Here is a 20,592-nt window from a genome sequence, read left to right as displayed (position 1 = left end):
GTGGGCCGGGCAGTCCGCTCAGAACCCGGCGATGCGGGTCAATGGAAGGCGCGGAACAGCCGTGCTTCGCCGGTGCAATCGTTATGGCGAAGGCTGGCCTCGTGCGTGGCGGCGATCATGCGCTCGATCTGGGTATCTTCGAAGCGTTGCAGCTCCTCGTTCGCCACGGCCAGCGCGTGGGCCAGCTTTTCACGGGCAGCGCGATAGGCGCCATCGCGCGCGCCATCGGTGCAGTGGAGCAGGTCTTCCGCGGTGTCGATTACCTGCTGCAGATCGCCGATCAGGCGCTGTTGCACGGGCTGCGGCTGCGAGGGCAGGTGGGCTTGCGACTGTGGCTGTGAATGTGGCTGGGAATGCGATTCCGATGCCGACCGCGAAGGTTCGGGATATCGGGAAGGGTCGAGGTGGTCCATGCGCGCGCTCCGGATAGGTGATCCTGTCCACTATAGCCGCCGCCGTGGCACAGGGATTGCGACAGGTTAAGCCCCGCCGGCACCTTTCTGACCCAGCACGGCGATGCGCACGTCGCCGATGGAGACCTTCTGGCCGGCGCGAATCTTGGCGGTCTTGCGCAATTCCTGCTTGCCGTCCACCCGTACTTCGCCGCTGGCCACGATCTGCTTGCCGGCACCGCCGCTGTCGCACAGGCCGACAAGCTTCAGTAACTGGTTCAGTTCGATGAATTCCGACGTTAACTCAAAATCTACTTTTTCCATTTTAACCTCATCCGATGGCGGCCGGAAATTAATTGTTTAATTGTACACTTTACGCCACGGCGTGCATGTCGCATGCCGGTCCGGCACGCCGGTTCCCCATCCGGTCCAGACCCTGTTTCGTGACATGCACGCCGCGGCGTTCCGGCCACGGCGAGGGGATCAGCCCCTGGCGCCCGGCTGCGTCATCGCCAGCGGCACGATCCACTCGTCGAACTGTTCGGCCGTCACGAAGCCCAGCGCCAGCGCCGCCTCCTTCAGCGTGGTGCCTTCGTGCTGGGCGTGCTTGGCGATTTGCGCGGCGCGATCATACCCGATGTGAGGGGCGAGCGCCGTCACCAGCATCAGCGACCGTTCCATCAGCTCGCCGATCCGGGCCCGGTTCGGTTCGATGCCTCGGGCGCAGTGCTCGTCGAAGCTGCGCATGCCGTCCGCCAGCAGGCGCGCGCTCTGCAGGAAGTTGTGCGCGATCAGCGGTTTGTACACGTTCAGCTCGAAATTGCCGGAAGCGCCGCCGAAGGTGATCGCCACGTCGTTGCCGAACACCTGCGCGCACAGCATCGTGAGCGCCTCGCACTGCGTGGGATTGACCTTGCCCGGCATGATCGAGCTGCCCGGCTCGTTTTCCGGGATCGTGATCTCGCCCAGGCCCGAACGGGGGCCGGAGGCCATCCAGCGCACGTCGTTGGCGATCTTGAACAGGCCCGCCGCCAGCGTTTTCAGCGCGCCATGCGCGGCCACCAGCGCCTCGTGGCCGGCCAGCGCGGCGAACTTGTTGTCCGCGCTCTTGAACGGCAGCTGCAGCCGCGCGGCCAGCTCGGCGGCGATGCGCGGCGCGTATTCCGGATGGGAGTTCAATCCGGTACCGACCGCGGTGCCGCCGGCGGCCAGCTGCAGCACCGCCGGCAGCGCGTGTTCGATGGTGCGCTCCGCAAGGTCGAGCTGGGCCACGTAGCCGGAGAACTCCTGGCCCAGCGTCAGCGGCGTGGCATCCTGCAGGTGCGTGCGGCCGATCTTCACGATATCGGCGAACGCCTGCGACTTGCCGGCCAGCGTGGCACGCAGCTGGCGCAGTGCCGGCAGCACGTCGGTGGCCAGCGCCACGCCGGCCGCCACGTGCATCGCGGTGGGGAAGATGTCGTTCGAGGACTGGCCCTTGTTGACATCGTCGTTCGGGTGCAGCCGCCGCTCCTCGCCGCGCACGCCGCCCAGCAGCTCGGAGCCGCGGTTGGCCAGCACTTCGTTCATGTTCATGTTCGACTGGGTGCCGGAACCCGTCTGCCACACCGACAGCGGGAACTCGCCCGCGTGCCGGCCTTCCAGCACTTCGTCCGCGGCGCGCACGATCGCATCGGCCTTCGCGGCATCGAGCACGCCCAGCTCGACGTTGACCCTGGCGGCCGCGCGCTTGACGTTGGCGAGCGCAGCGACCAGTTCGGGCGCCATCTTTTCGGTGGAGATGTGGAAGTGATGCAGCGAACGCTGCGTTTGCGCGCCCCACAGTTGCTGTGCCGGCACGTCGATCGGTCCAAAACTGTCACGCTCGGTTCTGTAGTCCATGGCTTCCTCTGTCGGATGTGATTGCAATAAGTGTAACCCAGGGACGAATTTCGGTTCGGGCGCTCAAAGATTGAGAATTTCCGCCGTTAAACACTTACGCTCCGGAAATTTTCGATTCTGAATCCAACAAACATGTCGCTCCTGCTACGTTCTTCCCGCCTGGCCGTGCTGGCGCTGGCCGCCGCCGGCGGTACCCAAGCCGCCGAACTCGGCGACGCCTCGGTGCGTTCTTTCGCCGGCCAGCCGCTGGCCGCCGATATCGAACTGACCGACCTGACCGCCCAGGAGATGGCGGACCTGCAGGTACGCCTGGCACGACCGGACGTGTTCCAGGGGGCCAGCGTGAAGATGAACCCGGCGCTGGCGGGGGCCGCGATCTCGATCGTCCGGCGCGACAGCCGCCGTGTGCTGCACGTGACGACGAGCGCGCCGGTGCAGGCCGAGGTGCTGCACCTGTACTTCCAGCTGGTCTCGGGCGGCAAGGAACGTGTACGGAGCGTTACGCTGTGGCTGTCGCCCGCGCCCGCCGTTGCACCTGTTGTTGCAGCCGTTCCGGCGCCTGCGCCTGCCGTGGCCGCCAATGCGCCGGCGGCGGCCGCGCCGGCCCCGTCCACCGTCGGGCGTGCCGGCAGGCCGGCTGTGCATCGCGCCGGCAGCGACAAGGTCGCGGGCCTGGTGGCGCTGGCGTCGCCCGGCAAGGAAGCGACCGGCGGCGAGAGGGAAATGCTCGACGCCGTCGAACGGGCTTTCAGTGCGCGCGGCGGCAAGGTCGCGCTGCGCGAGGAAAAGAAGGATGCATCCACGCCAGGCCGGCAGGAGGTACGCAAGGAGGCCCTGAAGCACGCATCCTCCGCCGACGATTTCAGGCGTGGGGCGAAGCCCGCGAAGCCGGCCGTGGCGAAGAACGAACCGGAGAAGGAAACGGCAACGGAGCAGGCAAAGGAAGCGGAACCGCAAGGCGAGAAAAAGGTCGCGGCGCGGTCGATCCTGCCATCGAAGGCCGACCTGGCCGAGGCGGCACGCGCCACGCGGGCCAGCGTGGAAGCGGGAGTCAGCGCGAGCAAGGGCGCAGCAGGGCAGGAAAAGCTCGCCGCGGCACCGGCATCCGTTTCGCCGGCCAGGCCGGCCGCGGGCCAACCTGCCACTGTTCAACCAGCTACCGTTCAACCTGCCGCGGCCCAGGCCGATGCCGCGATGCTGAACAAGCTGGCCGAGCTGGAAGGCAAGCTGAAGACCCTGCAGGCGCAATTGGGGATATCGAACACGGCCGGTGCGGCACGCGTGGCCATGCCCGCCGCGGGCAAGGCGGAGCCGGCGGCTCCCGGGGCACCGAAGGCCGCCGCACCGGCCAACGCGCCGGCGCAGATGGCCGGGGCAGCCAAGCCTGGTGCCGCGGCAATGGCGGCGGCACCAGCAGCAGCGACAGACGGACCGGCACAGGCTCCGGCAGCGCCAGCCGTTGCCCACGCTGCGGTCCAGGCCACGGCGGCAGCGGACGAAACCGTCAAACCCGGTGCTGCGCAACCTGGGGAACCCGGCGGCGAACAGGTAACGGCCAGCGCCGCGACCACCAGCGCGGCGGTGGCCACCGTCGAGGAACCCAAACCGAAGCCGGAGGAAAAAAAGGCGGCCGAACCGCCACCCCCGGAACCGAAGAAGGAAATCAAGATCTCCCGCCCGAAGCTGCTCACGTTCCTGTTCGCCGGCAGCCTCGTGCTGCTGGCGATCTTCGGCGTCATCGTCCACTTCATCCGCAAGGCAAAAATGCGGCGCAGTCCGATCGTGCGGCAAAGCTGGAGCCGCGACGACGACGATGCGCCGGCGCGCACCGAACCCACCGCCGGCCCGGTGCCGGCCCCGGGGGTGGCCGCGCCGCTGAAAGGCTGATGTCGCGGCGAGGGCAATAAAAAAAGCGCCCGCGGGCGCTTTTTTCAAATCCAGGAAACTATTCGGCGGCTTGCTCCTGCCGAGCGCCGCCGCGGGTCAGCCGTTGAGCCGGCCCATCCACGGTTCCGTCACGTCGCGGATCGCGCGGTCGTTGGCCATGATCTGCTTCAGCAGGTCGATCTTGCGCTGGCGGGCGTTTCCTTCCAGTGCCGGCACGCCGCCCAGCGTGGCCACGGATTGCGCGGCGCAACCGTTCTCGAGGCGGTCCAGCGTGTTCCAGTCGCCGACCTGCGCGGCCACGACCATTTTATTGGTCAGTCCGGCAATATTTTCGTACATCGAGAGGACTTCGGTCGAGGTCATGGCATGCCCGCTTTTCAAAACGTAATCGTGATCGGAGTACTGCTTGTCATGATTTACGTCGGGCGCGGAAAAAACTTTAGGCCTTTTTGAAAAATTTTGAAAAGAAATTTTGCCATGGCCGGCTGCACAATAACTTGCTATTTCATCATCTCGTCCAGGCCCGCGGCCAGCTCGTCCAGCGGCGGCATTTCCTCGATGACGTCGGCGTCCAGCCCCAGCATATCGGCCACGTCCTGCGGGAAATCCCCGGTGGGCTGCCCACTGTCCGCTTCCTCCATCGCCCGGGCGCGCCAGGCCGCCAGGTGGACGATCGCCGCCAGCCGGTCCACCGCGCCGCGCTCGAGGGGGGCCGGGAAGGCGGCGATGGCATCCGAGAACACGGCGGGGAACTGCCAGCGCCGTGCCAGTTCGGCGCCCACGGCGGCATAGGTAAAGCCCAGGGCTTCCCGTTCCACGGCAAGGCGCCGCCCGTCGAGCGGTGCCGCGATCGCGTCCAGTGCGGCCGCCTTGGCCGGCATCGATGCATGGATCACGAGCTGGCCGATGGCGTGCATCATGCCGATCGTGAACGCCAGTTCGCCGTTGTCGCGGGTCTTTTTGGCGATCCACTTCGCCGCCACGGCGGTGCGCATGCTGAAGCGCCAGAAGTGCCCAAGGTCGAGCCCGGTCACCGACTTGAAGCCGTTGACGAGCCCGGAACTGATGACGAGCGTGCGCACGGCCACGAAACCCAGCATCAGCACGGCATCCTCGACAGTACCGATGCTGCGCGACAGGTTGTAATAGGCCGAGTTCGCCAGGCGCAGCAGCTTGGCGCTCAACACCGGGTCGAGCGCCACCAGCCTGGCGATTTCCTCGGTGGATACGGATGCCTTGTCGAAGCTGGCGACCAGTTCCTGGACGACCTTCGGCGCTGTCGGCAGCGCGGTGGCCTGATCGAACAAATCCTCCAGTGTCATCGTGCTCTCCTCATAATTGTTGCTCCAGGTGAACTATAGCGGATTTTCCGGCGCGGGGAAGGGTATTCCGGCTGCCACTATCCTGCGCGCCAAAATTCCAGACCTCTGCAGCCTATCCACGATTTGTGCAGCCTGTCGCACGGCGCTCGCCGCGATGCCGCGCCAGGGGCTACAGTGCAGGCTGGCGTACCACGCCACGAAATTCATTCACATCAATAATAAGGAACTTTATGCAAGCATTCCGCGTACTGCGCCGTCCGCCGCGGACGAGTACCCTCGCCGTGGCACTGTGCGCCGCGCTGGCGTTTACCAATGCCCATGCGCAGCAACCCACCGCGGCCCCGGACCGGCAGCAAGCCGCGGCGGCCGCCGTGCTGCCGGGCGACGATTTCTATGCGTTCGCCAACGGCCAATGGCTGGCCGCCACCGAGATCCCGGCCGACCGCAGCAGCTGGGGCGCCGGCAATGCGCTGGTCGAGGAAACCAACCAGCGCATCCTTCAGCTGATCGAGGCCGCCGGCCGTCAGCCGGGGGCGAGCGATGCGAAACGGGTCGCCACCTACTACAGCGCGCTCATGGATGAAGCCGGCATCGAGGCGCGTGGGACCGCGCCGCTGAAACCGGTGCTGGACAAGATCGCGGCGATCCGCGACAAGGCCGGCCTGACGCGGGCGCTGGGCGCCAGCCTGCGCGCCGATGTCGATCCGCTCAACGCCACCGATTTCAATACCGAGAACTTGTTCGGCGTGTGGATCGCCCAAGGCTTTACCGACCCCGACAATTACGTGCCCTACCTGCTGCAGGGCGGCCTCGGCATGCCGGACCGGGCGTTCTACCTGGAAGAAAACGAGCGGATGAGCCGCCTGCGCACGGCTTACCAGGCGCACATTGCCGCGATGCTGAAACTGGCAGGGTTTTCCGAGCCGGAAGAGCGGGCGGCCCGCGTGTTCGAGCTGGAACGCAAGCTAGCGCAGGCGCATGGCGCGCGCGAAGAATCGTCCGATATGCAAAAGGCGAACAATCAATGGGACGCCAGGGAGTTCGCGGCCAGGGCCCCGGGCCTCGACTGGAAGGCATTCTTCGCCAGCGCCGGCCTGGGCAAGCAAAAGAAATTCATCGTCTATCATCCTCGCGCAATCATCGGCGCCGCCGCGCTCGTGGCCGAGATGCCGGTGCAGACATGGAAGGACTGGCTCGCCTTCCACACTGTCAACCAGTATGGCGGTACGCTGCCGAAGGCGTTCGTGGACCAGCGCTTCGAGTTCTATGGCCGCACGCTGAGCGGCACGCCGGAACTGTCGGCGCGCTGGAAGCGCAGCCTGGTGTGGCTCAACGAGGCGATGCCGGAAGCGGTGGGCAAGATGTATGTCGATAAGTATTTCCCGCCGGCAGCCAAAGTCAAGGTGGAGCAGATGGTCACCAACATCGTCGACGCCTTCCACGCGCGGATCGACCGGCTCGACTGGATGGCGCCGACCACCAAGCGTGAAGCGCATGCCAAGCTGAAGGCGCTGTACGTGGGCGTGGGTTACCCGGAAAAATGGACGTCCTACGATGGCCTGGAGGTGAAGCCGGACGATGCGTTCGGCAATGCGTACCGTGCCGACCAGTTCCGCTACCGGCTCAAGCTGGCCAGGCTGGGCACGAAGGTCGATCCGAAGGAGTGGTCGATGCCGCCGCAGCTCGTCAATGCCGTCAACATGCCGATGCAGAATGCGCTTAATTTCCCGGCCGCGATCCTGCAACCGCCGTTCTTCGATCCGAACGGCAGCGACGCGGTGAACTATGGCGCCATCGGCTCCGTGATCGGCCACGAGATCAGCCACAGTTTCGACAACATCGGCGCCGAATTCGATTCGAAGGGCCGCCTGCGCGACTGGTGGACCAAAGCGGATAGCGAGCACTTCGCCAAGGCCACACAGTCGCTGGTGGCGCAGTACTCGGCCTACGAGGCTTTCCCGGACCTGAAACTGAACGGCCAGCTCACGCTGGCGGAGAACCTGGCCGACCTGGCCGGCCTGGCGGCCGCGCTGGATGCCTACCATGCGTCGCAGGGCGCCAAGGCCGGCCTCGAGACGGACCGGCAGTTCTTCATGGGCTACGCGCAGGCATGGCGCACGAAGCCGCGCGAGGCCGCGCTGCGCAACCAGGTCACTACCGACGAGCATGCGCCGGCCCAGTGGCGCACCTATACCGTGCGCAATATCGACGACTGGTACAAGGCGTTCGACGTGCAGCCCGGCCAGAAGCTGTACCTGCCGCCGGAGGCGCGCGTACGGGTCTGGTAAAGCTGCCGCGGCCCTCGAGCGACCCTTAAGCAGGCCTTAACCCCGACCGCCGGTAGCTGATTGTTTTTGCAATGTTAGGGAACGAACGGATGATCGCGCTTGCGGATCGTATTATTTCTCCATGCACACGCACTACAGCGTGTGCCAGAGGCAGCGAACCATCGGGGTTCGCCGAGCCGCACTACATAAAGGAGCTCACCATGAACAGCGATCAAATCAAAGGCAAGGCAAAGGAAATCGGCGGCAAGATCCAGCAGGAAGCCGGTGAGCTGGTTGGCAGCTCGAAGCAGCAGGCCAAGGGCGTGGCAAACCAGGTAGAAGGCAAGGTCCAGAAAAAAGTGGGCGATGCCCGCGAAGCTGTCGAAGACGCAGTCGACGATGCCAAGGTCGTGAACCGCGGCAACCGCCAGGGTCTGTAAGGTTCGATCTGATGCCGGAAGTGAAACAGCCGCCCGAGGGCGGCTGTTTTGTTTTGCGGTGCCCGCTATCGAATGCATCGGCGCAGGGCCTGGTGTCCGACACCGGTTTTCGGTTGCAGACCGATAGCATGTGAAACGGGGCTGATACGCATGGAAAAACCGGTGTCCGGAGAGGGCCATGCTTGCATGACGCGCCGCAGGCAAGGAGCATGCTCCTTGAAACCCCTGCTTCGCCACCAATAAATCAAGCGCCGCCGGTTACTGCACCGTCTCCGGCTTCAGGTGCTTGCGGAAGAACGCATCGATATTGACCTGCACGTGCTTGCGCTGCTTGCGGTCCGATACGCCGTGCTTGGCGCCCGGGTAGGTCATCAGTTCGAACTGCACGCCGCGGTTGACGAGGGCGTCGATCATCTTCGTGGTGTTGGTGAACAGCACGTTGTCGTCCGCCATGCCGTGGATCAGCAGCAGGTTCGATTTCAGCCCGTCCACATGCGCGAACACGGTGCTGTCGGCGTAGCCTTCCTTGTTCTCGGATGGCTTGTCCATGAAGCGTTCGGTGTAGTGCGTGTCGTACAGCGCCCAGTCGGTGACCGGCGCGCCGGAAACGCCGGCGGCGATCCTGTCCGATCCCTGGGAAAGCAGGCGCAACGCCATGAAGCCGCCATAGCTCCAGCCATACACGCCGATGCGCTTCGCATCCACGAAGCCCTGCTTGCCCAGGAAGTCGATGCCGGCCAGCTGGTCTTCCACTTCCACCTTGCCCAGGTTGCGGTAGATCGCATCGGAAAACGCGCGCTCGCGGCGGCCGGAACCGCGGTTATCCAGGCGGAACACCACATAGCCCTGCTGCGCCATGTACATGTCGAACGTGTCGCCCCACTTGCGCGTGACGTGCTGCGCGGTCGGGCCGCCGTAGGTGGACAGGTACACCGGATATTTCTTCGCCGGATCGAAGCGGTATGGCTTGATCATCGACCAGTACAGCGTTTGCCCGTCCTTCGCCGGCAGCGTGCCGTATTCCACCGGCAGGTGATCGGACTTGTACCTGTAGTACGGGTGCGCGGCGTTGACCTCGTTCTTTTCCAGCCACGTGAGGATCGCGCCATCCGGCTTGCGGATCGATACCTGCGGCGGGTTGGCCGGGTCCGACCAGGTGTCCACGAACAGCTGGCCGTTGCGCGCGAACGTGGTGTCGTGCCAGCCGTCGGCCTGCGTCACGCGTACCGGCTTGCCGGCATTGCCGCCGTCGAGCGACACGGAATAGGTCTGCTTGTCGATCACCGCGTCCTTGTTGGACGAGAAGTACACCTTGCCCGCCTTCTCGTCGACGGCCAGCAGGTTGTCGATACCCCATTCGCCCTGCGTCAGCGCATGCCTGACGTTGCCGTCCATGTCGTACAGGTACAGGTGGTTGCGGCCGGTGCGGTCGGACGACCAGATGAATCCCTTGCCGCCGGACAGGAAGCGCAGGTCGTCGCTGATGTCGGTCCACGTCTTCGACGTTTCGGTGACGAGCACCTTCTGCGCCAGCGTGGCGGTATCGACGGCGACCAGTTCCAGCTTCTTCTGGTCGCGCGCCTGGCGCTGGAACAGCAGCTTTTTCGCATCGGCGGAAAAGTCGGCGCGCACCAGGTAGATGTCCTTCTCGGCGCCCAGGTCCACGTTCTTCGTTTCGCCGGTGACCGGGTTGACGATGCGCAGTTCCACGACCACGTTTTTATCGCCGGCGGCCGGATAGCGCTGCTCGATCACTTCGGTGCGGTCGGGATAGATCTCGAAGCGGCGCGCGATCGGCACCTGCGCTTCGTCGTAGCGGCGGTAGGCCACCGCGGAATCGTCCGGGGCCCAGTAGTAGCCGGTGAACTGGTGCATTTCTTCCTGCGCCACGAACTCCGCTTCGCCGTTGTGCAGCGTGCCCTTGCCATCGGTCGTCAGCGCCTTTTCCTGGCCGGTGGCCAGGTCGATCACGTACAGGTTCTGGTCGCGCACGAACGACACGTATTTGCCTTTCGGCGAGATCTTCGGATCGGTCACGTTGCCCGAGGCGACCAGGCGCGCCGCATCCGGCCTGGCTACGTCGATCAGGTACAGGTTGCCGGCGATCGGTACCAGCAGCCGCTTGCCGTCCGGCGACCAGCTGTAGTTGATGATGCCTTTCAGCGCGGCGGTGCGTTCGCGCTCGCGGCGCGCCTTTTCGGCGTCCGACAGGTTTTCCTCGGCGACCAGCACTTTCGAGTCGACCAGGCGGCGGGTCGACTTGTCCTTCAGGTTGAACTCCCACAGGTCCATCTGGAACTGGTTGTCCGGGCGGCCGCGCAGGAACGTCACGCGGGCGCCGTCCGGCGATACCTTCAGCGCGCGCACGCCGTTGCCGGCAAGCGCGGGATCGCTGTAGATGCGGTCGAGGGTCAGGCGGTCGGCGGATGCCGTGCCGGCGGCCAGCAGGGCCAGGATACTGAGAGCGGTGCGCATGGAAGTCCCGAAGTGAACGATCTGTTATGGTCTGTACATCGCAAAACGATACCAGGCTGTACCGGGAGCGGCGCGGCTGCGAGCCTGGTGTAAACGATTTGCTGTTGCGAGTAAATCGCAAAACGATACCAGACTCAGCAGCCTCTGGCGAGGCGCGAAAGTTCGGAATGCAAGGGCTACCGCCGACTTTCCTTCGGCACGTTTTGGCGGTCCTCAGGCCGGAGCGAGCGCGCGCTGCCGCGACAGCCGCTGCAGGAACAGCGTCAGCAGCACGGCCGCGATCGTCAGGCCCAGCACCAGGCCGATCCAGAAGCCGGTGGCGGACATCGGCTCGTCCGGGGCGAACGGAATCCATTGCGGCGCCAGCCCGAGCACGCAGCCCAGCGGCAACGCCACGCCCCAGAACGCGATCAGCTGGATCACCATCGGCCCACGCGTGACCTTGTAGCCGCGGATCGCGCACGACGCCGCCACCTGCGCGGCATCGGACAGCTGGAACAGCGCGGCGAACAGCAGCAGGTGCGCGCACATTTCGCGCACCGCCACGTCGGACGTGTAGGCGGCGGCGATCTGGTGGCGGAACAGCGCGATGAACAGCGCCGACAGCACCGCGAAGCCGACCGACATCCACAGGCCGACGAACGAGGCGAAGCGGGCGCGCTGCGGATTGCCTTCGCCCAGCGCCTGCCCCACGCGGGCGATCATGCCGATGCCGAACGACAGCGGCACCATGAACGTGAGCGACGAAAAGTTCAGCGCGATCTGGTGCGCCGACACGGTGACCACGCCGAAGCGCGCCACCAGCAGGCTGACGGCGCCGAACACGCTGACCTCGGCGAAGTACGTGACGCCGATCGGCACGCCCAGCTTCAGCATGTTCCATACCTCGGGCCAGTGCGGCCATTCCCATTTGTCGAACGGATAGGAATCCCGGTAAGCCGGCGCGATACGAATCCACATCACGATCGCCAGCAGGTCGAGCCAGACCACGGTGCCGGTGGCCACCGCGCAGCCCAGCGCGCCCATCTTCGGAAACCCCAGGTTGCCGAACACCAGCAGCCAGTTGACGGCGATGTTGACGGCCAGGCCGATCAGCGCGATCACCATCACGGGCTTGGTCTGGTTGATGCTGGCGCTGTAGCCGTACAGCGCCCGGTAGGCGGCGAACGGCAGCAGGCCGATGCTGACGATGTGCACGAACATCGAGGCGCGCGCGTTCACTTCGGGTTCCAGCTGCAGGTGATCGAACAGCAGCGTGGCAAGGTTGGCCGCCAGCGCGGCCACGATGCCCACGCCCACCGCCTTCCACAGCGACTGCCGCACCGAGTGCGGGATCCTGTCGAACGCCCCGGCGCCCACCTGGTGCGCGACAACGGTGTTCACCGCCATCATCGTGCCGTTGACGGTGACGAGGATGATCGACCAGACGGAGGCGCCGAGCGACACGGCGGCCAGTTCGGCGGCGCTGGTGTGGCCCGTCATCGCCACGTCCGCCACGCCCATACCCACGGTTGCCAGCTGCCCGATCAGGACGGGCCAGGCCAGCTGCCACAGGGCTCTGGCTTCCTGGCGGATATTGGGCAACGTGAACGAATAAGGCATTGGCTGCGACTCGACGATAAGGAACTTGGCATTCTACCCACAGATGGGGGGTGCGGGCACCACCCTGGTGCATGAATGCCGCGGCGACGATTTTGTTGTAACCTTCTCATCAACGAAAAGCGGCAGCAGAGGAAACCCGACAAGGAGAACCGATCGTGGAGTACAAGGATTACTACGCCGTGCTGGGCGTGCCGAAGACCGCGGACGCCGACGCCATCAAGAAGGCCTACCGCAAGCTGGTGCGCAAGTACCACCCCGATGTCAGCAAGGAAGCCGACGCCGATGTCAGGACCAAGGAACTGAACGAAGCCTACGGCGTGCTGGGCGACGCGGAAAAACGGGCGGCCTACGACGAACTGGGCAGCGCGCAATACCGGCAGCCGGAAGGTGGCGGATTCCGGCCGCCGCCGGACTGGGGCTCGGGCTTCGAATCGGCCGACGGCGGGGCCGACAGCGATTTCTTCAAGGACCTGTTCGCCCATGTCGGCGGCGGCCGCCGGCACGGCTTCGCGATGCGGGGCGATGACACCCATGCCGTCATCGAGATCGCGCTGGCCGATGCCTATCACGGCGCCAGCCGTACGATCGGCCTGCGCGTGCCGCAGGCCGACGAGCATGGCCGCGTGGTCACGCGCGAGCGCACGCTGGACGTGACGATTCCGAAAGGCGTGACCGAAGGCCAGCAACTGCGGCTGGCTGGTCAGGGGCAGCCCGGCAGCGGCGGTGCCGCGGCGGGCGACCTGTACCTGGAGATCCGCTTCGCCGAAGACCGCCGCTACCGCGTGGAAGGGCGCGACGTGTACCAGACGGTGCCGGTGGCGCCGTGGGAAGCCGCGCTGGGCGCCGGCATCGAGGTGGCCACGCCGTCCGGCCGCGTGTCGGTCACCGTGCCGCCCGATTCGCAGGGCGGGCGCAAGCTGCGTCTGAAGGGCCGCGGCATTCCCGGCACGGCCGCCGCGCCGGCGGGCGACCTGTACCTGCTGCTGGAGATCGCGCTGCCGCCGGCGAACACGCCGCAGGCGAAAGCTTTGTATGAACAGATGGCGCGCGACCTGAAATTCGATCCGCGCCGCGGGCTGTGAGGAGGGTGATCCAATGACTGGCGAACTACCGATTCGCGCGGTGCCGCTCGACGAGACGGCGCTGACGCTCGACGAACTGGCGCAGGCCTGCGCCGTGGAACCGGGCTGGGTGGTGCAGCGGGTACGCACCGGCATCCTGCTCGGCGGCACCGAAGCGGCGCCGGAAGCCTGGCGCTTCACCAGTGTCGACCTGGTGCGCGCGCGCAGCCTGCTGCGCGTCGAACGGGATTTCGATGCGAACGACGAAGTGGCCGCGCTGGTGGTGGACCTCACCGAAGAGGTCCGGCGGTTGCGGCGACGCTTGCGGGCCGCGGGCTTGAAGTCGACGTGAAAGTGCCCGGCATCGATCCGGAAGGGATCGGTGCCGGGCACGGGGGCCGGTGACGCCGGGCACATCCGGTGCCATGCACCGGATCGCGCTTGCCCGCCTACCGCTGGTCTTCGGTCCCGCCCCGCGAGCCGCCGCCGCCGGACTGCTTGTTGCCCAGGTCGTCGATGTCATGACCCGGGTCGCCCTGCGAACCCTGCATGCCGAGCTGGCGGTCGGCCTGCTCATTGTCGCTACGGTTGTTCGGCACGGTCTGGTTTTGCCGCATGCCGCCCTGGGCATTGCCGGCCTTGTCGGACTGCTGGCTGTTGCCGCGCTTGCCCATGCCGGCGCGTTCGCCGCCCGTCGCCCCGGCCTGCAGCGTGTCGAGGTCGTCATCGGCCAGGCCGCTGTCGCCCATGCTGTTGCCAGGATTGTCGCCGGACTGCTGGTTGCCCTCGCTGCCGCCCTGCATCCCGGCATTGTTGCCGCCCAGGCCGCCACGGCCCGTCTGGCCGCTTTGCGCACCCACGTTGTGCAGCGCGCCGCCGCTTTCGCCGCCCATGCCGCCCGAGTGCTGGCCGCCGTGGCCGCCGCCCGTGCCGGCGCGCGGCTTGCTTTGCTGCTGCTGGACAGGCGTCGCCTGCGTCAGGCCGCCTTCGCCCGTGCCGTCCGTGCTGTCGACGGACTGCGGGTTGCGGCCACCTTTCGGCAGCGCGCCGTCATCGCGCCCCTTGCTGTGCTGCGTGGCCTGGCTGCCGCTGACGGCGACCTGCTGCCGGCTGCGGCCATCGCCCACTTCGCCCGACGTGGCGCCCGTTTCCTGGTCGCCGTATCGATCGCGGTTGCTTTCCTGTGGATCGAGCTGCACCGAGCCGCTGTTGGTGATGCCGCCCTGCATGCCGCCCCGGTTGCCCGGCGAGGCTACGGAATGGTCCGTGTGGCCCTGCGAGCTCTGCTGGTTCTGGCCGCCCTGGTTGATGCCCTGGCCGCTGTCGGCACCCTGCGTGCCGGATGGAGTGCCGCTGATGCCGTCCTGTGCGTTACGGCCGCCGATGGATTGCTGTGTCATTTCCGTTTCTCCTTTTCCAAGTCGGTTCCGCCCGAGGTTTCCGCCTTGTCGCGTTGCCTGGTCGATGCCGGATCGATGTTGGGTGCCCTGTTGACCTGCGTGGTGTCGTTGGCCGGTCCGCCCGCGGCATGGTTGCCGCTTTGCGTGAAGTCGCCTGCATCCTTCGTCGTGGTCGTGTCCTTTTCCCTGGTCATGGGATCTCCTTTTCCGAAGTCGTGGTCCGGGGCGGTCTGTGGTGCGCCCCGGCAGGGGTTTATCGTAGGACTCCGACGCGTTCGGGGGTGTCAGCGCACACGCCGTAGCCGTGTAGGAAGCATCAGGAAAGCAGTCAATACGCGCCGTGCGGCAGCGTGTAGTCGACATCGAGGATCCGCTGGCGCAGCCAGCGCGCCGCGGGGCCCGGCTGATGGTCGCCGCGGTGGATGACGAACAGCGGGTATTGCAGCGCATCGCCATCCTGCAGCTTCAGCCGCACCAGCCGGCCGCGTGCCAGGTCCTCGGCGATCATCGCCTCCGGCATGCTGCCCCAGCCGAGGCCGCCGCGCAGCAGCGCGTGCTTCGAATGCAGGTCGGCCAAGCGCCAGTCGCGCCGGCCCAGCACGCCGAAATCCTGGCCGGCCGTGAGCGGGCTGCGGTCGGTGAGCACGAGCTGCAGGTGCTCGCGCAGCGCGGCGGTGGGCACCACGCCCTCGAACCGCGCCAGCGGATGGCCGGGGGCGCAGACCGGCATCATCGTCACGTGCCCGGCCAGCTGCCGGTCCACGTTGTCCGGCAGGTGCACCGGCATGCCGCTGATGCCCAGCTGGCAGCGGCCGTCGAGCACCATCTGCGCCACGCCGCCCAATGCCTCCGTGTGCAGCCGCAGCGCCACGGTGGGGTATTCGCGCTGGAACGATTCGAGCAGCGTGACCAGCAGGCACATCGGGAACATCACGTCGACCACCAGGCACAGCTCCGCCTCCAGCCCGGCGCCGAGCGCCTTGGCGCGGGCACGCATGTCGTCCACCTTGGCCGACACGGCGCGCGCATCGGCCAGCAGCGCCTTGCCCGCCTCCGTCAGCGTGACCTTGCGCCGGCTGCGGTCGAGCAGGGGGACGTTCAGCTGCTCTTCGAGGTTGGCGATGGTATAGCTGATGACCGACTGCGTGCGGTGCAGCGCCCGCGCGGCGTGGGCGAAGCCGCCATGGTCGATGACGGCAATGAATACGCGCAACTGGTCGAGGGAGGGAAGGCCGGGGTCTCGCATATCAAGAAAATCGATTGTAAAGATTGAAAATAAGTGGATTTCATCGATATTAATCCCGTTCTATGATGGCTGCAATTCATCACTTTTCGAGGAGTTCATCATGGCAAACGTCCTGTACATCAACAGCAGCGTGCGGTCTTCCGGTTCGCTGTCGCGCCAGCTGTCGGCCGAGTTCATCGCCAAGTGGCAGGCCAGCCACCCGCACGACACGATCGTCGAGCGCGACCTGGCCGCCAGCCCGGTGCCGCACCTGACCGAGGAAATGCTGGGCGCGTTCTTCACGCCGCCCGAGGCGCGCAACGCCGAACAGGCGTTCACCGTGAAGCTGTCTGACAAGCTGGTCGACGAAGTGCTGGCCGCCGACGTGATCGTGATCGGCGCGCCGATGTACAACTTCTCGGTGCCGTCGGGCCTGAAAGCCTATATCGACCACATCGCCCGCGCCGGCCGCACGTTCAAGTACACCGAAACCGGCCCGGTCGGCCTGGCCGGCGGCAAGAAGGTCTATGTGTTCACCGCCAGCGGCGGCGTCTACAGCGAAGGGCCGGCCGCCGGCTACGACTTCCTGGCCACGTACCTGCGCGCCGTGCTGGGCTTCCTTGGCATCACCGACATCACCTTCATCCAGGCCGAGGGCGTGGCGCTGGGCGAGCAGGCGCTGGCCGCCACGCTGGCGAAAAGCCGGCAATCGATCGATGCGCTGGCCGCCTGATGCCGCCAGCAATCCGGGGCGCAGCGCCGGATCTTGTTTGATTTGACGCAAAAAATGTCCCGGGGCCTGGCCCCAGGACATTTTTTGATCTTGCGCAAAGGTTGTCGCCCGGCAGTGCGGTTTTGTGCATGTTTTGTACGATCCCGTGCCAGCCGGTATGATGGGGGTTGCCGTTCAACGGAGCCCATCCATGAAAGACCGTCTGCACCTGCTGGTCATCGATCCACAGAACGATTTTTGCGACCTGCCGCCCGGGCACCTGCCGGTCGATGCGGCCACCGGCCGGGCGCACATGCCGGCGTTGCCGGTGCCCGGCGCGCATGCCGACATGCTGCGGCTGGCGCAGCTGATCGAACGGGGGCGTGCCGGCATCGCCGCGATCACCGTCACGCTCGACTCGCATCACCGCTACCACGTCGCGCATCCCACGTTCTGGGTGGCCGGCGATGGCGGCCCGGTCAGCCCCTTCACCGAAATCACCGCGGCCGACGTGCGCGCCGCCCGCTTCCTGCCGCGCGATCCGCACGGGCGCGAACGCGCGCTGGCCTATCTCGACACGCTGGAAGCGGCCGGCCGCTATCGCCTGATGGTGTGGCCGGTGCACTGCGAGATCGGCACCTGGGGCCATAACGTGCACGATGCCGTGCGCGCCGCCTATAACCGCTGGGAAGATGCGGCGCTGGGCGTGGTGGCGAAGGTCGCCAAGGGGTCCAATCCATGGACCGAGCATTATTCGGCCGTGATGGCCGAGGTGCCCGTCGCCGGCGAGCCCGATACCCAGGAAAACCGCCGGCTGCTCGACAGCCTGGAGGACTCCGACCGCGTCTACATTGCCGGCGAGGCAGGCAGCCACTGCGTGAAGTCGACGGTGGAGCACATCGCCGAACGCTTCGGCGCCCATGCGTCGAAACTGGTATTGATCACCGATTGCATGAGCCCCGTGCAGGGTTTCGAGGCGCAGCAGGCGGCGTTCTTCGAACGCATGCGCACCGCCGGCGTGGGGTTTGCCCAATCCTCGGACGTGCTGCAGGAACTGCTGCTGAACGCGGGGCGCTGACATGACCGGAACACCGATGCCTGCGCAGTTGCCCCGGCAGTTGCCTCCCCAGTTGCTACCTCAGTAGACTTCCTATGACATCCTACGCGACCACGCAGTTGACCACCCCGTTGAGCCCTCGGTTGATCCCCCAGTCGAGCCCGCAGCCGATGCCTTTCCAGCCCGTCGTCCGCAGTCTGCTCGAAACCGACCTGTACAAGTTCTCGATGTGGCAGGCGCTGTTGCACTGGCATCCCGGCGCGAACGCCGAGTATGAATTCAAGTGCCGCAACCAGCCCGCCTATCCGCTTGCCGAGCTGAAGGATGAAATCGAACGGCAGCTCGATCACCTGTGCACGATGACGTTCCGCGAAGAGGAGCTCGAGTACCTTCGCTCGCTGCGCTACATCAAGAGCGACTTCGTCGACTTCCTGACCGTGTTCCGCTTCCAGCGCAAGTTCATCACCGTGGAAACGGATGGCGACGAGCTGCTGGTCCACGCGCGCGGCCCGCAGGTGCACGTGATGGGCTTCGAGATCTTCGTGCTGTACATCGTCAACGAACTGTATTTCCGCCGCTTCGACGGCGAAGCCGCGCTGGCCGAAGGGCGCCGCCGGCTCGATGCGAAGATCGCGGCATTGAAGGTGTTCGGCCAGCAGCCGATGCAGCGCAACCCGTTCGAATTCTCGGACTTCGGCGTGCGCCGCCGCTACTCGGGCGCGTGGCACGACGAGGTGGTGCGCCGGCTGGCCGCCGAGGTGCCGGAATTCTTCAAGGGCACGTCGAACGTTTACCTGGCGATGCGCTACAAGATCCACCCGATCGGCACGATGGCGCACGAGTACATGCAGTCGTTCCAGGCGTTCGGCGTGCGGCTGCGCGATTTCCAGAAGGCCGCGCTGGAAGACTGGGTGCAGGAATTCCGCGGCGACCTGGGTACCGCGCTGACGGACGTGGTGGGCATGGATGCGTTCCTGCGCGACTTCGATCTGTATTTCGCCAAGCTGTTCGACGGCCTGCGCCATGATTCGGGCGACCCGGTCGAGTGGGGCGAGAAGGCGATCGCGCACTACGCGCGGCTGCGCATCGACGCGCATACCAAGCGCCTGGTGTTTTCAGACGGGCTGGACCTGGACAAGGCCATCTTCCTGTACCGCCACTTCGCCGACCGCATCATGACCGGCTTCGGTATCGGCACGTGGCTGACGAACGACCTGGGCGTGAAGCCGCTGAACATCGTGATGAAGCTGGTGCGCTGCAATGGCCAGTCGGTGGCGAAACTGTCGGATTCGCCGGGAAAGACGATGAGCAAGGATGAAACGTTCCTCGCCTACCTGCGGCAGGTGTTCGAGCATCCTGCCGCATGAGGTGAGGTGAAGCGCGGGTGACGGCGGATCAGGCTTCGGCGCCGCCGTAGCGCAGCATGATCGTGTTGGCCTGTTCGCGCCTGTCGTCCGTGTCGACATCGACCGACAGCAGCGCGGCGGGGCGCTGCGCCGGGTGATCGGTATTGTCCGCGTCGTCCGGCGTCAGCGAGTCCATGATGTTGTCGACCGCCAGCGTGGCGGTATCGGTGGCGCGCGTGTCGTGCAGGTTCAGTTGCACGGCCGAGCCGTGAAAGCCGGCGTCCAGCAGCGCGGCGCGGGCGGCCTCGGCATCCTCGACCGTCTTGAAGTTGCGGTGAATGGTGTCTGGCATGGCAGTTCCTGTATTGGTTGTCCTGCCACCATTGTGCTGCAATAACAACAAGAGCGGCGCCCGATGCGCAGGCCGGCCAGTGCCGGGCCCGCACGATCCCCAGCAAAATGCCTCAGAAGCCGTTCACGACCGTTTCGGTGTGTTCGACCCTTGGCGGCTCCGCGAAGAAGCCGCCCACCAGCGCGCGCCACGCCTGGAAATCGTCGCTGCCGCGGAAGTCCACCGTGTGATTTTCGAGCGTTGCCCAGCCAATCACCAGGCGATAGGTTTCCGGGCGCTCGATCGTGCGCTCGATGCGTATCGACAGGCAGCCGGCGGCGCGCTGGAACAGCGGCACGGCTTCCCGCACGGCGGCCTCGAAGGCTGCGTGCGTGTCGGGCTTGATGGTGATTTCGGCGATTTCATGGATCATGAACGGCTCCCTGATGAGTAGAGGGGGCATTCTGCCTGAACATCGGGGAAGCGTGTCGGACTGCCGGGAATGGCGGCTATGCGGCACGCGATATGCCCGGGGCGCCGGTGGGGGCGGGCCGGGCCTGGAAGCGGCATTGCCCAACGCGGCGCTCGGCGCACCGGGCGGCGGGACTGGTCAATGGGGCCTGAATGCGGGCCGTTTCGTCAGCTTGACTAGCCGCTTGACTGCCCGCGCTCAATTACTCGCGCTTGACTACTTCATTAACTACCCGATTGCTGGTTGCCGGCGGCACCCTGCAGGCCGGTCGGATCGTTGGCGCGGCCACCGCCGGACAGGCTTTGCTGGCGATCGTCCTGCTGGTCCGGCGCCTGGCCGCTCTGCTGGTTGCCGGCGCCCGCACCGGTACGGTTGCGCATATCGCCGCTGCCTTCCGCATCCTGGTCGCGCGTGCCGCCGGCGAATCCTTGCCCGTCGCGATCGGCGTCGCTGCCGTCGGACAGCAGGTCATCCGTGCGCCCGGCCGACTGCTGGCTGCCTTCCCACGGGCGGTTTACCGCTTCGTCATAACCCTTTTCGGCTTCCGTGCGGGTATCCGAGCGGCCGGTGCCGCCGGTGCCCATCGATGCCGCACTGCCGGTGCCATCCTTGGTGATCTGCTCCAGCTTGCGGCCTTGCTTGTCTTCGTTCGACATGATGGTCTCCTTGTCAGATTTGCGTGGCAACCATCTTAGGACGAGGTGCATCGTGCCGGCATAGGC

At 66.0% G+C, this 20,592-nt stretch carries 21 protein-coding genes; 8 read left to right on the top strand and 13 right to left on the bottom strand.

The annotated features are described in order from the left end of the window. Positions 1-38: 38 nt before the first annotated feature. From GJV26_RS06945 to fumC, 3 genes are all read right to left on the bottom strand, one after another. Entirely contained in the window at positions 39-296 is a 258-nt protein-coding gene (locus GJV26_RS06945; protein ID WP_229427968.1) for a DUF883 family protein, read from the bottom strand. A gap of 183 nt (positions 297-479) precedes the next feature. Then, on the bottom strand, positions 480-716 hold the full coding sequence (locus GJV26_RS06940; RefSeq protein WP_155708198.1) for an RNA-binding S4 domain-containing protein: 237 nt from the start codon (positions 714-716) through the stop codon (positions 480-482). A 159-nt stretch (positions 717-875) separates the two neighbouring features. Beyond that, a complete protein-coding gene (gene fumC, locus GJV26_RS06935) occupies positions 876-2,273 on the bottom strand; it encodes a class II fumarate hydratase (protein WP_155708197.1) in 1,398 nt (465 codons plus the stop codon). Positions 2,274-2,405: 132 nt separating this feature from the next. Here fumC and GJV26_RS06930 point away from each other — a divergent pair, with 132 nt between their 5' ends. Next, positions 2,406-4,160: a type IV pilus assembly protein FimV gene (locus GJV26_RS06930; RefSeq protein WP_155708196.1), complete on the top strand. Its 1,755-nt coding sequence runs from the start codon at positions 2,406-2,408 to the stop codon at positions 4,158-4,160. A 96-nt stretch (positions 4,161-4,256) separates the two neighbouring features. Here GJV26_RS06930 and GJV26_RS06925 read toward each other — a convergent pair whose 3' ends face one another. Both GJV26_RS06925 and GJV26_RS06920 read right to left on the bottom strand, forming a co-directional pair. Beyond that, entirely contained in the window at positions 4,257-4,523 is a 267-nt protein-coding gene (locus GJV26_RS06925; protein ID WP_155708195.1) for a flagellar protein FliT, read from the bottom strand. A gap of 137 nt (positions 4,524-4,660) precedes the next feature. Further along, on the bottom strand, positions 4,661-5,482 hold the full coding sequence (locus GJV26_RS06920) for an HDOD domain-containing protein (RefSeq protein WP_155708194.1): 822 nt from the start codon (positions 5,480-5,482) through the stop codon (positions 4,661-4,663). 230 nt (positions 5,483-5,712) lie between these two features. Between GJV26_RS06920 and GJV26_RS06915 the strand changes: the two genes are divergently transcribed. Next, complete coding sequence (locus GJV26_RS06915; protein WP_155708192.1) at positions 5,713-7,770, top strand: M13 family metallopeptidase; 2,058 nt, start codon at positions 5,713-5,715, stop codon at positions 7,768-7,770. A gap of 200 nt (positions 7,771-7,970) precedes the next feature. Further along, positions 7,971-8,189, top strand: a complete 219-nt coding sequence (locus GJV26_RS06910) for a CsbD family protein (protein ID WP_155708191.1) — start codon at positions 7,971-7,973, stop codon at positions 8,187-8,189. A 258-nt stretch (positions 8,190-8,447) separates the two neighbouring features. Here the strand turns inward: GJV26_RS06910 and GJV26_RS06905 are convergent, their stop codons facing one another. Together GJV26_RS06905 and GJV26_RS06900 are read right to left on the bottom strand one after the other, a co-directional pair. Further along, positions 8,448-10,664, bottom strand: a complete 2,217-nt coding sequence (locus GJV26_RS06905; RefSeq protein ID WP_155708190.1) for a S9 family peptidase — start codon at positions 10,662-10,664, stop codon at positions 8,448-8,450. A 213-nt stretch (positions 10,665-10,877) separates the two neighbouring features. Then, positions 10,878-12,266, bottom strand: a complete 1,389-nt coding sequence (locus GJV26_RS06900; protein WP_155708188.1) for an MATE family efflux transporter — start codon at positions 12,264-12,266, stop codon at positions 10,878-10,880. Positions 12,267-12,421: 155 nt separating this feature from the next. On the opposite strand from GJV26_RS06900, the gene GJV26_RS06895 reads away from it, so the two are divergent. Both GJV26_RS06895 and GJV26_RS06890 read left to right on the top strand, forming a co-directional pair. Beyond that, positions 12,422-13,348: a DnaJ C-terminal domain-containing protein gene (locus GJV26_RS06895; protein ID WP_189442070.1), complete on the top strand. Its 927-nt coding sequence runs from the start codon at positions 12,422-12,424 to the stop codon at positions 13,346-13,348. Between the two features lie 13 nt (positions 13,349-13,361). Continuing rightward, positions 13,362-13,679, top strand: a complete 318-nt coding sequence (locus GJV26_RS06890) for a chaperone modulator CbpM (protein WP_155708187.1) — start codon at positions 13,362-13,364, stop codon at positions 13,677-13,679. Positions 13,680-13,776: 97 nt separating this feature from the next. On the opposite strand, the gene GJV26_RS06885 is transcribed toward GJV26_RS06890, so the two are convergent. From GJV26_RS06885 to GJV26_RS06875, 3 genes are all read right to left on the bottom strand, one after another. Beyond that, positions 13,777-14,727, bottom strand: coding sequence for a hypothetical protein (locus GJV26_RS06885; protein ID WP_155708186.1), 951 nt, complete (start codon positions 14,725-14,727; stop codon positions 13,777-13,779). Further along, the gene (locus tag GJV26_RS06880) at positions 14,724-14,921 is read right to left on the bottom strand and encodes a hypothetical protein (RefSeq protein ID WP_155708185.1); all 198 of its coding nucleotides are present in this window, start codon (positions 14,919-14,921) and stop codon (positions 14,724-14,726) included. Before GJV26_RS06880 ends, GJV26_RS06885 begins: the two co-directional genes overlap by 4 nt. A gap of 134 nt (positions 14,922-15,055) precedes the next feature. Continuing rightward, entirely contained in the window at positions 15,056-15,973 is a 918-nt protein-coding gene (locus tag GJV26_RS06875; protein WP_155708184.1) for a LysR family transcriptional regulator, read from the bottom strand. Positions 15,974-16,073: 100 nt separating this feature from the next. Here GJV26_RS06875 and GJV26_RS06870 point away from each other — a divergent pair, with 100 nt between their 5' ends. The 3 genes from GJV26_RS06870 to pncB all read left to right on the top strand — a co-directional run bounded on the left by GJV26_RS06870 (position 16,074) and on the right by pncB (position 19,088). Beyond that, entirely contained in the window at positions 16,074-16,685 is a 612-nt protein-coding gene (locus tag GJV26_RS06870) for an FMN-dependent NADH-azoreductase (RefSeq protein WP_155708183.1), read from the top strand. A gap of 190 nt (positions 16,686-16,875) precedes the next feature. Beyond that, on the top strand, positions 16,876-17,742 hold the full coding sequence (locus tag GJV26_RS06865; protein WP_155708181.1) for a cysteine hydrolase family protein: 867 nt from the start codon (positions 16,876-16,878) through the stop codon (positions 17,740-17,742). 149 nt (positions 17,743-17,891) lie between these two features. After that, positions 17,892-19,088 (top strand): nicotinate phosphoribosyltransferase, encoded by a 1,197-nt coding sequence (gene pncB / locus GJV26_RS06860; RefSeq protein ID WP_155708180.1) that lies wholly within the window; start codon positions 17,892-17,894, stop codon positions 19,086-19,088. A gap of 28 nt (positions 19,089-19,116) precedes the next feature. Here pncB and GJV26_RS06855 read toward each other — a convergent pair whose 3' ends face one another. The 3 genes from GJV26_RS06855 to GJV26_RS06845 all read right to left on the bottom strand — a co-directional run bounded on the left by GJV26_RS06855 (position 19,117) and on the right by GJV26_RS06845 (position 20,526). Further along, positions 19,117-19,419, bottom strand: a complete 303-nt coding sequence (locus GJV26_RS06855; RefSeq protein WP_155708179.1) for a hypothetical protein — start codon at positions 19,417-19,419, stop codon at positions 19,117-19,119. Positions 19,420-19,531: 112 nt separating this feature from the next. Continuing rightward, the gene (locus GJV26_RS06850; protein ID WP_155708178.1) at positions 19,532-19,831 is read right to left on the bottom strand and encodes an antibiotic biosynthesis monooxygenase family protein; all 300 of its coding nucleotides are present in this window, start codon (positions 19,829-19,831) and stop codon (positions 19,532-19,534) included. A gap of 263 nt (positions 19,832-20,094) precedes the next feature. After that, on the bottom strand, positions 20,095-20,526 hold the full coding sequence (locus tag GJV26_RS06845) for a hypothetical protein (RefSeq protein ID WP_155708176.1): 432 nt from the start codon (positions 20,524-20,526) through the stop codon (positions 20,095-20,097). Positions 20,527-20,592: the final 66 nt, after the last annotated feature.

The sequence above is a fragment of the Pseudoduganella dura genome (assembly GCF_009727155.1).
In the GTDB taxonomy this organism is placed as follows: domain Bacteria; phylum Pseudomonadota; class Gammaproteobacteria; order Burkholderiales; family Burkholderiaceae_D; genus Rugamonas; species Rugamonas dura.
The sequence above is the reverse complement of the archived record's forward strand: the minus strand, read 5'-3'. Positions and strand labels throughout refer to the sequence as shown.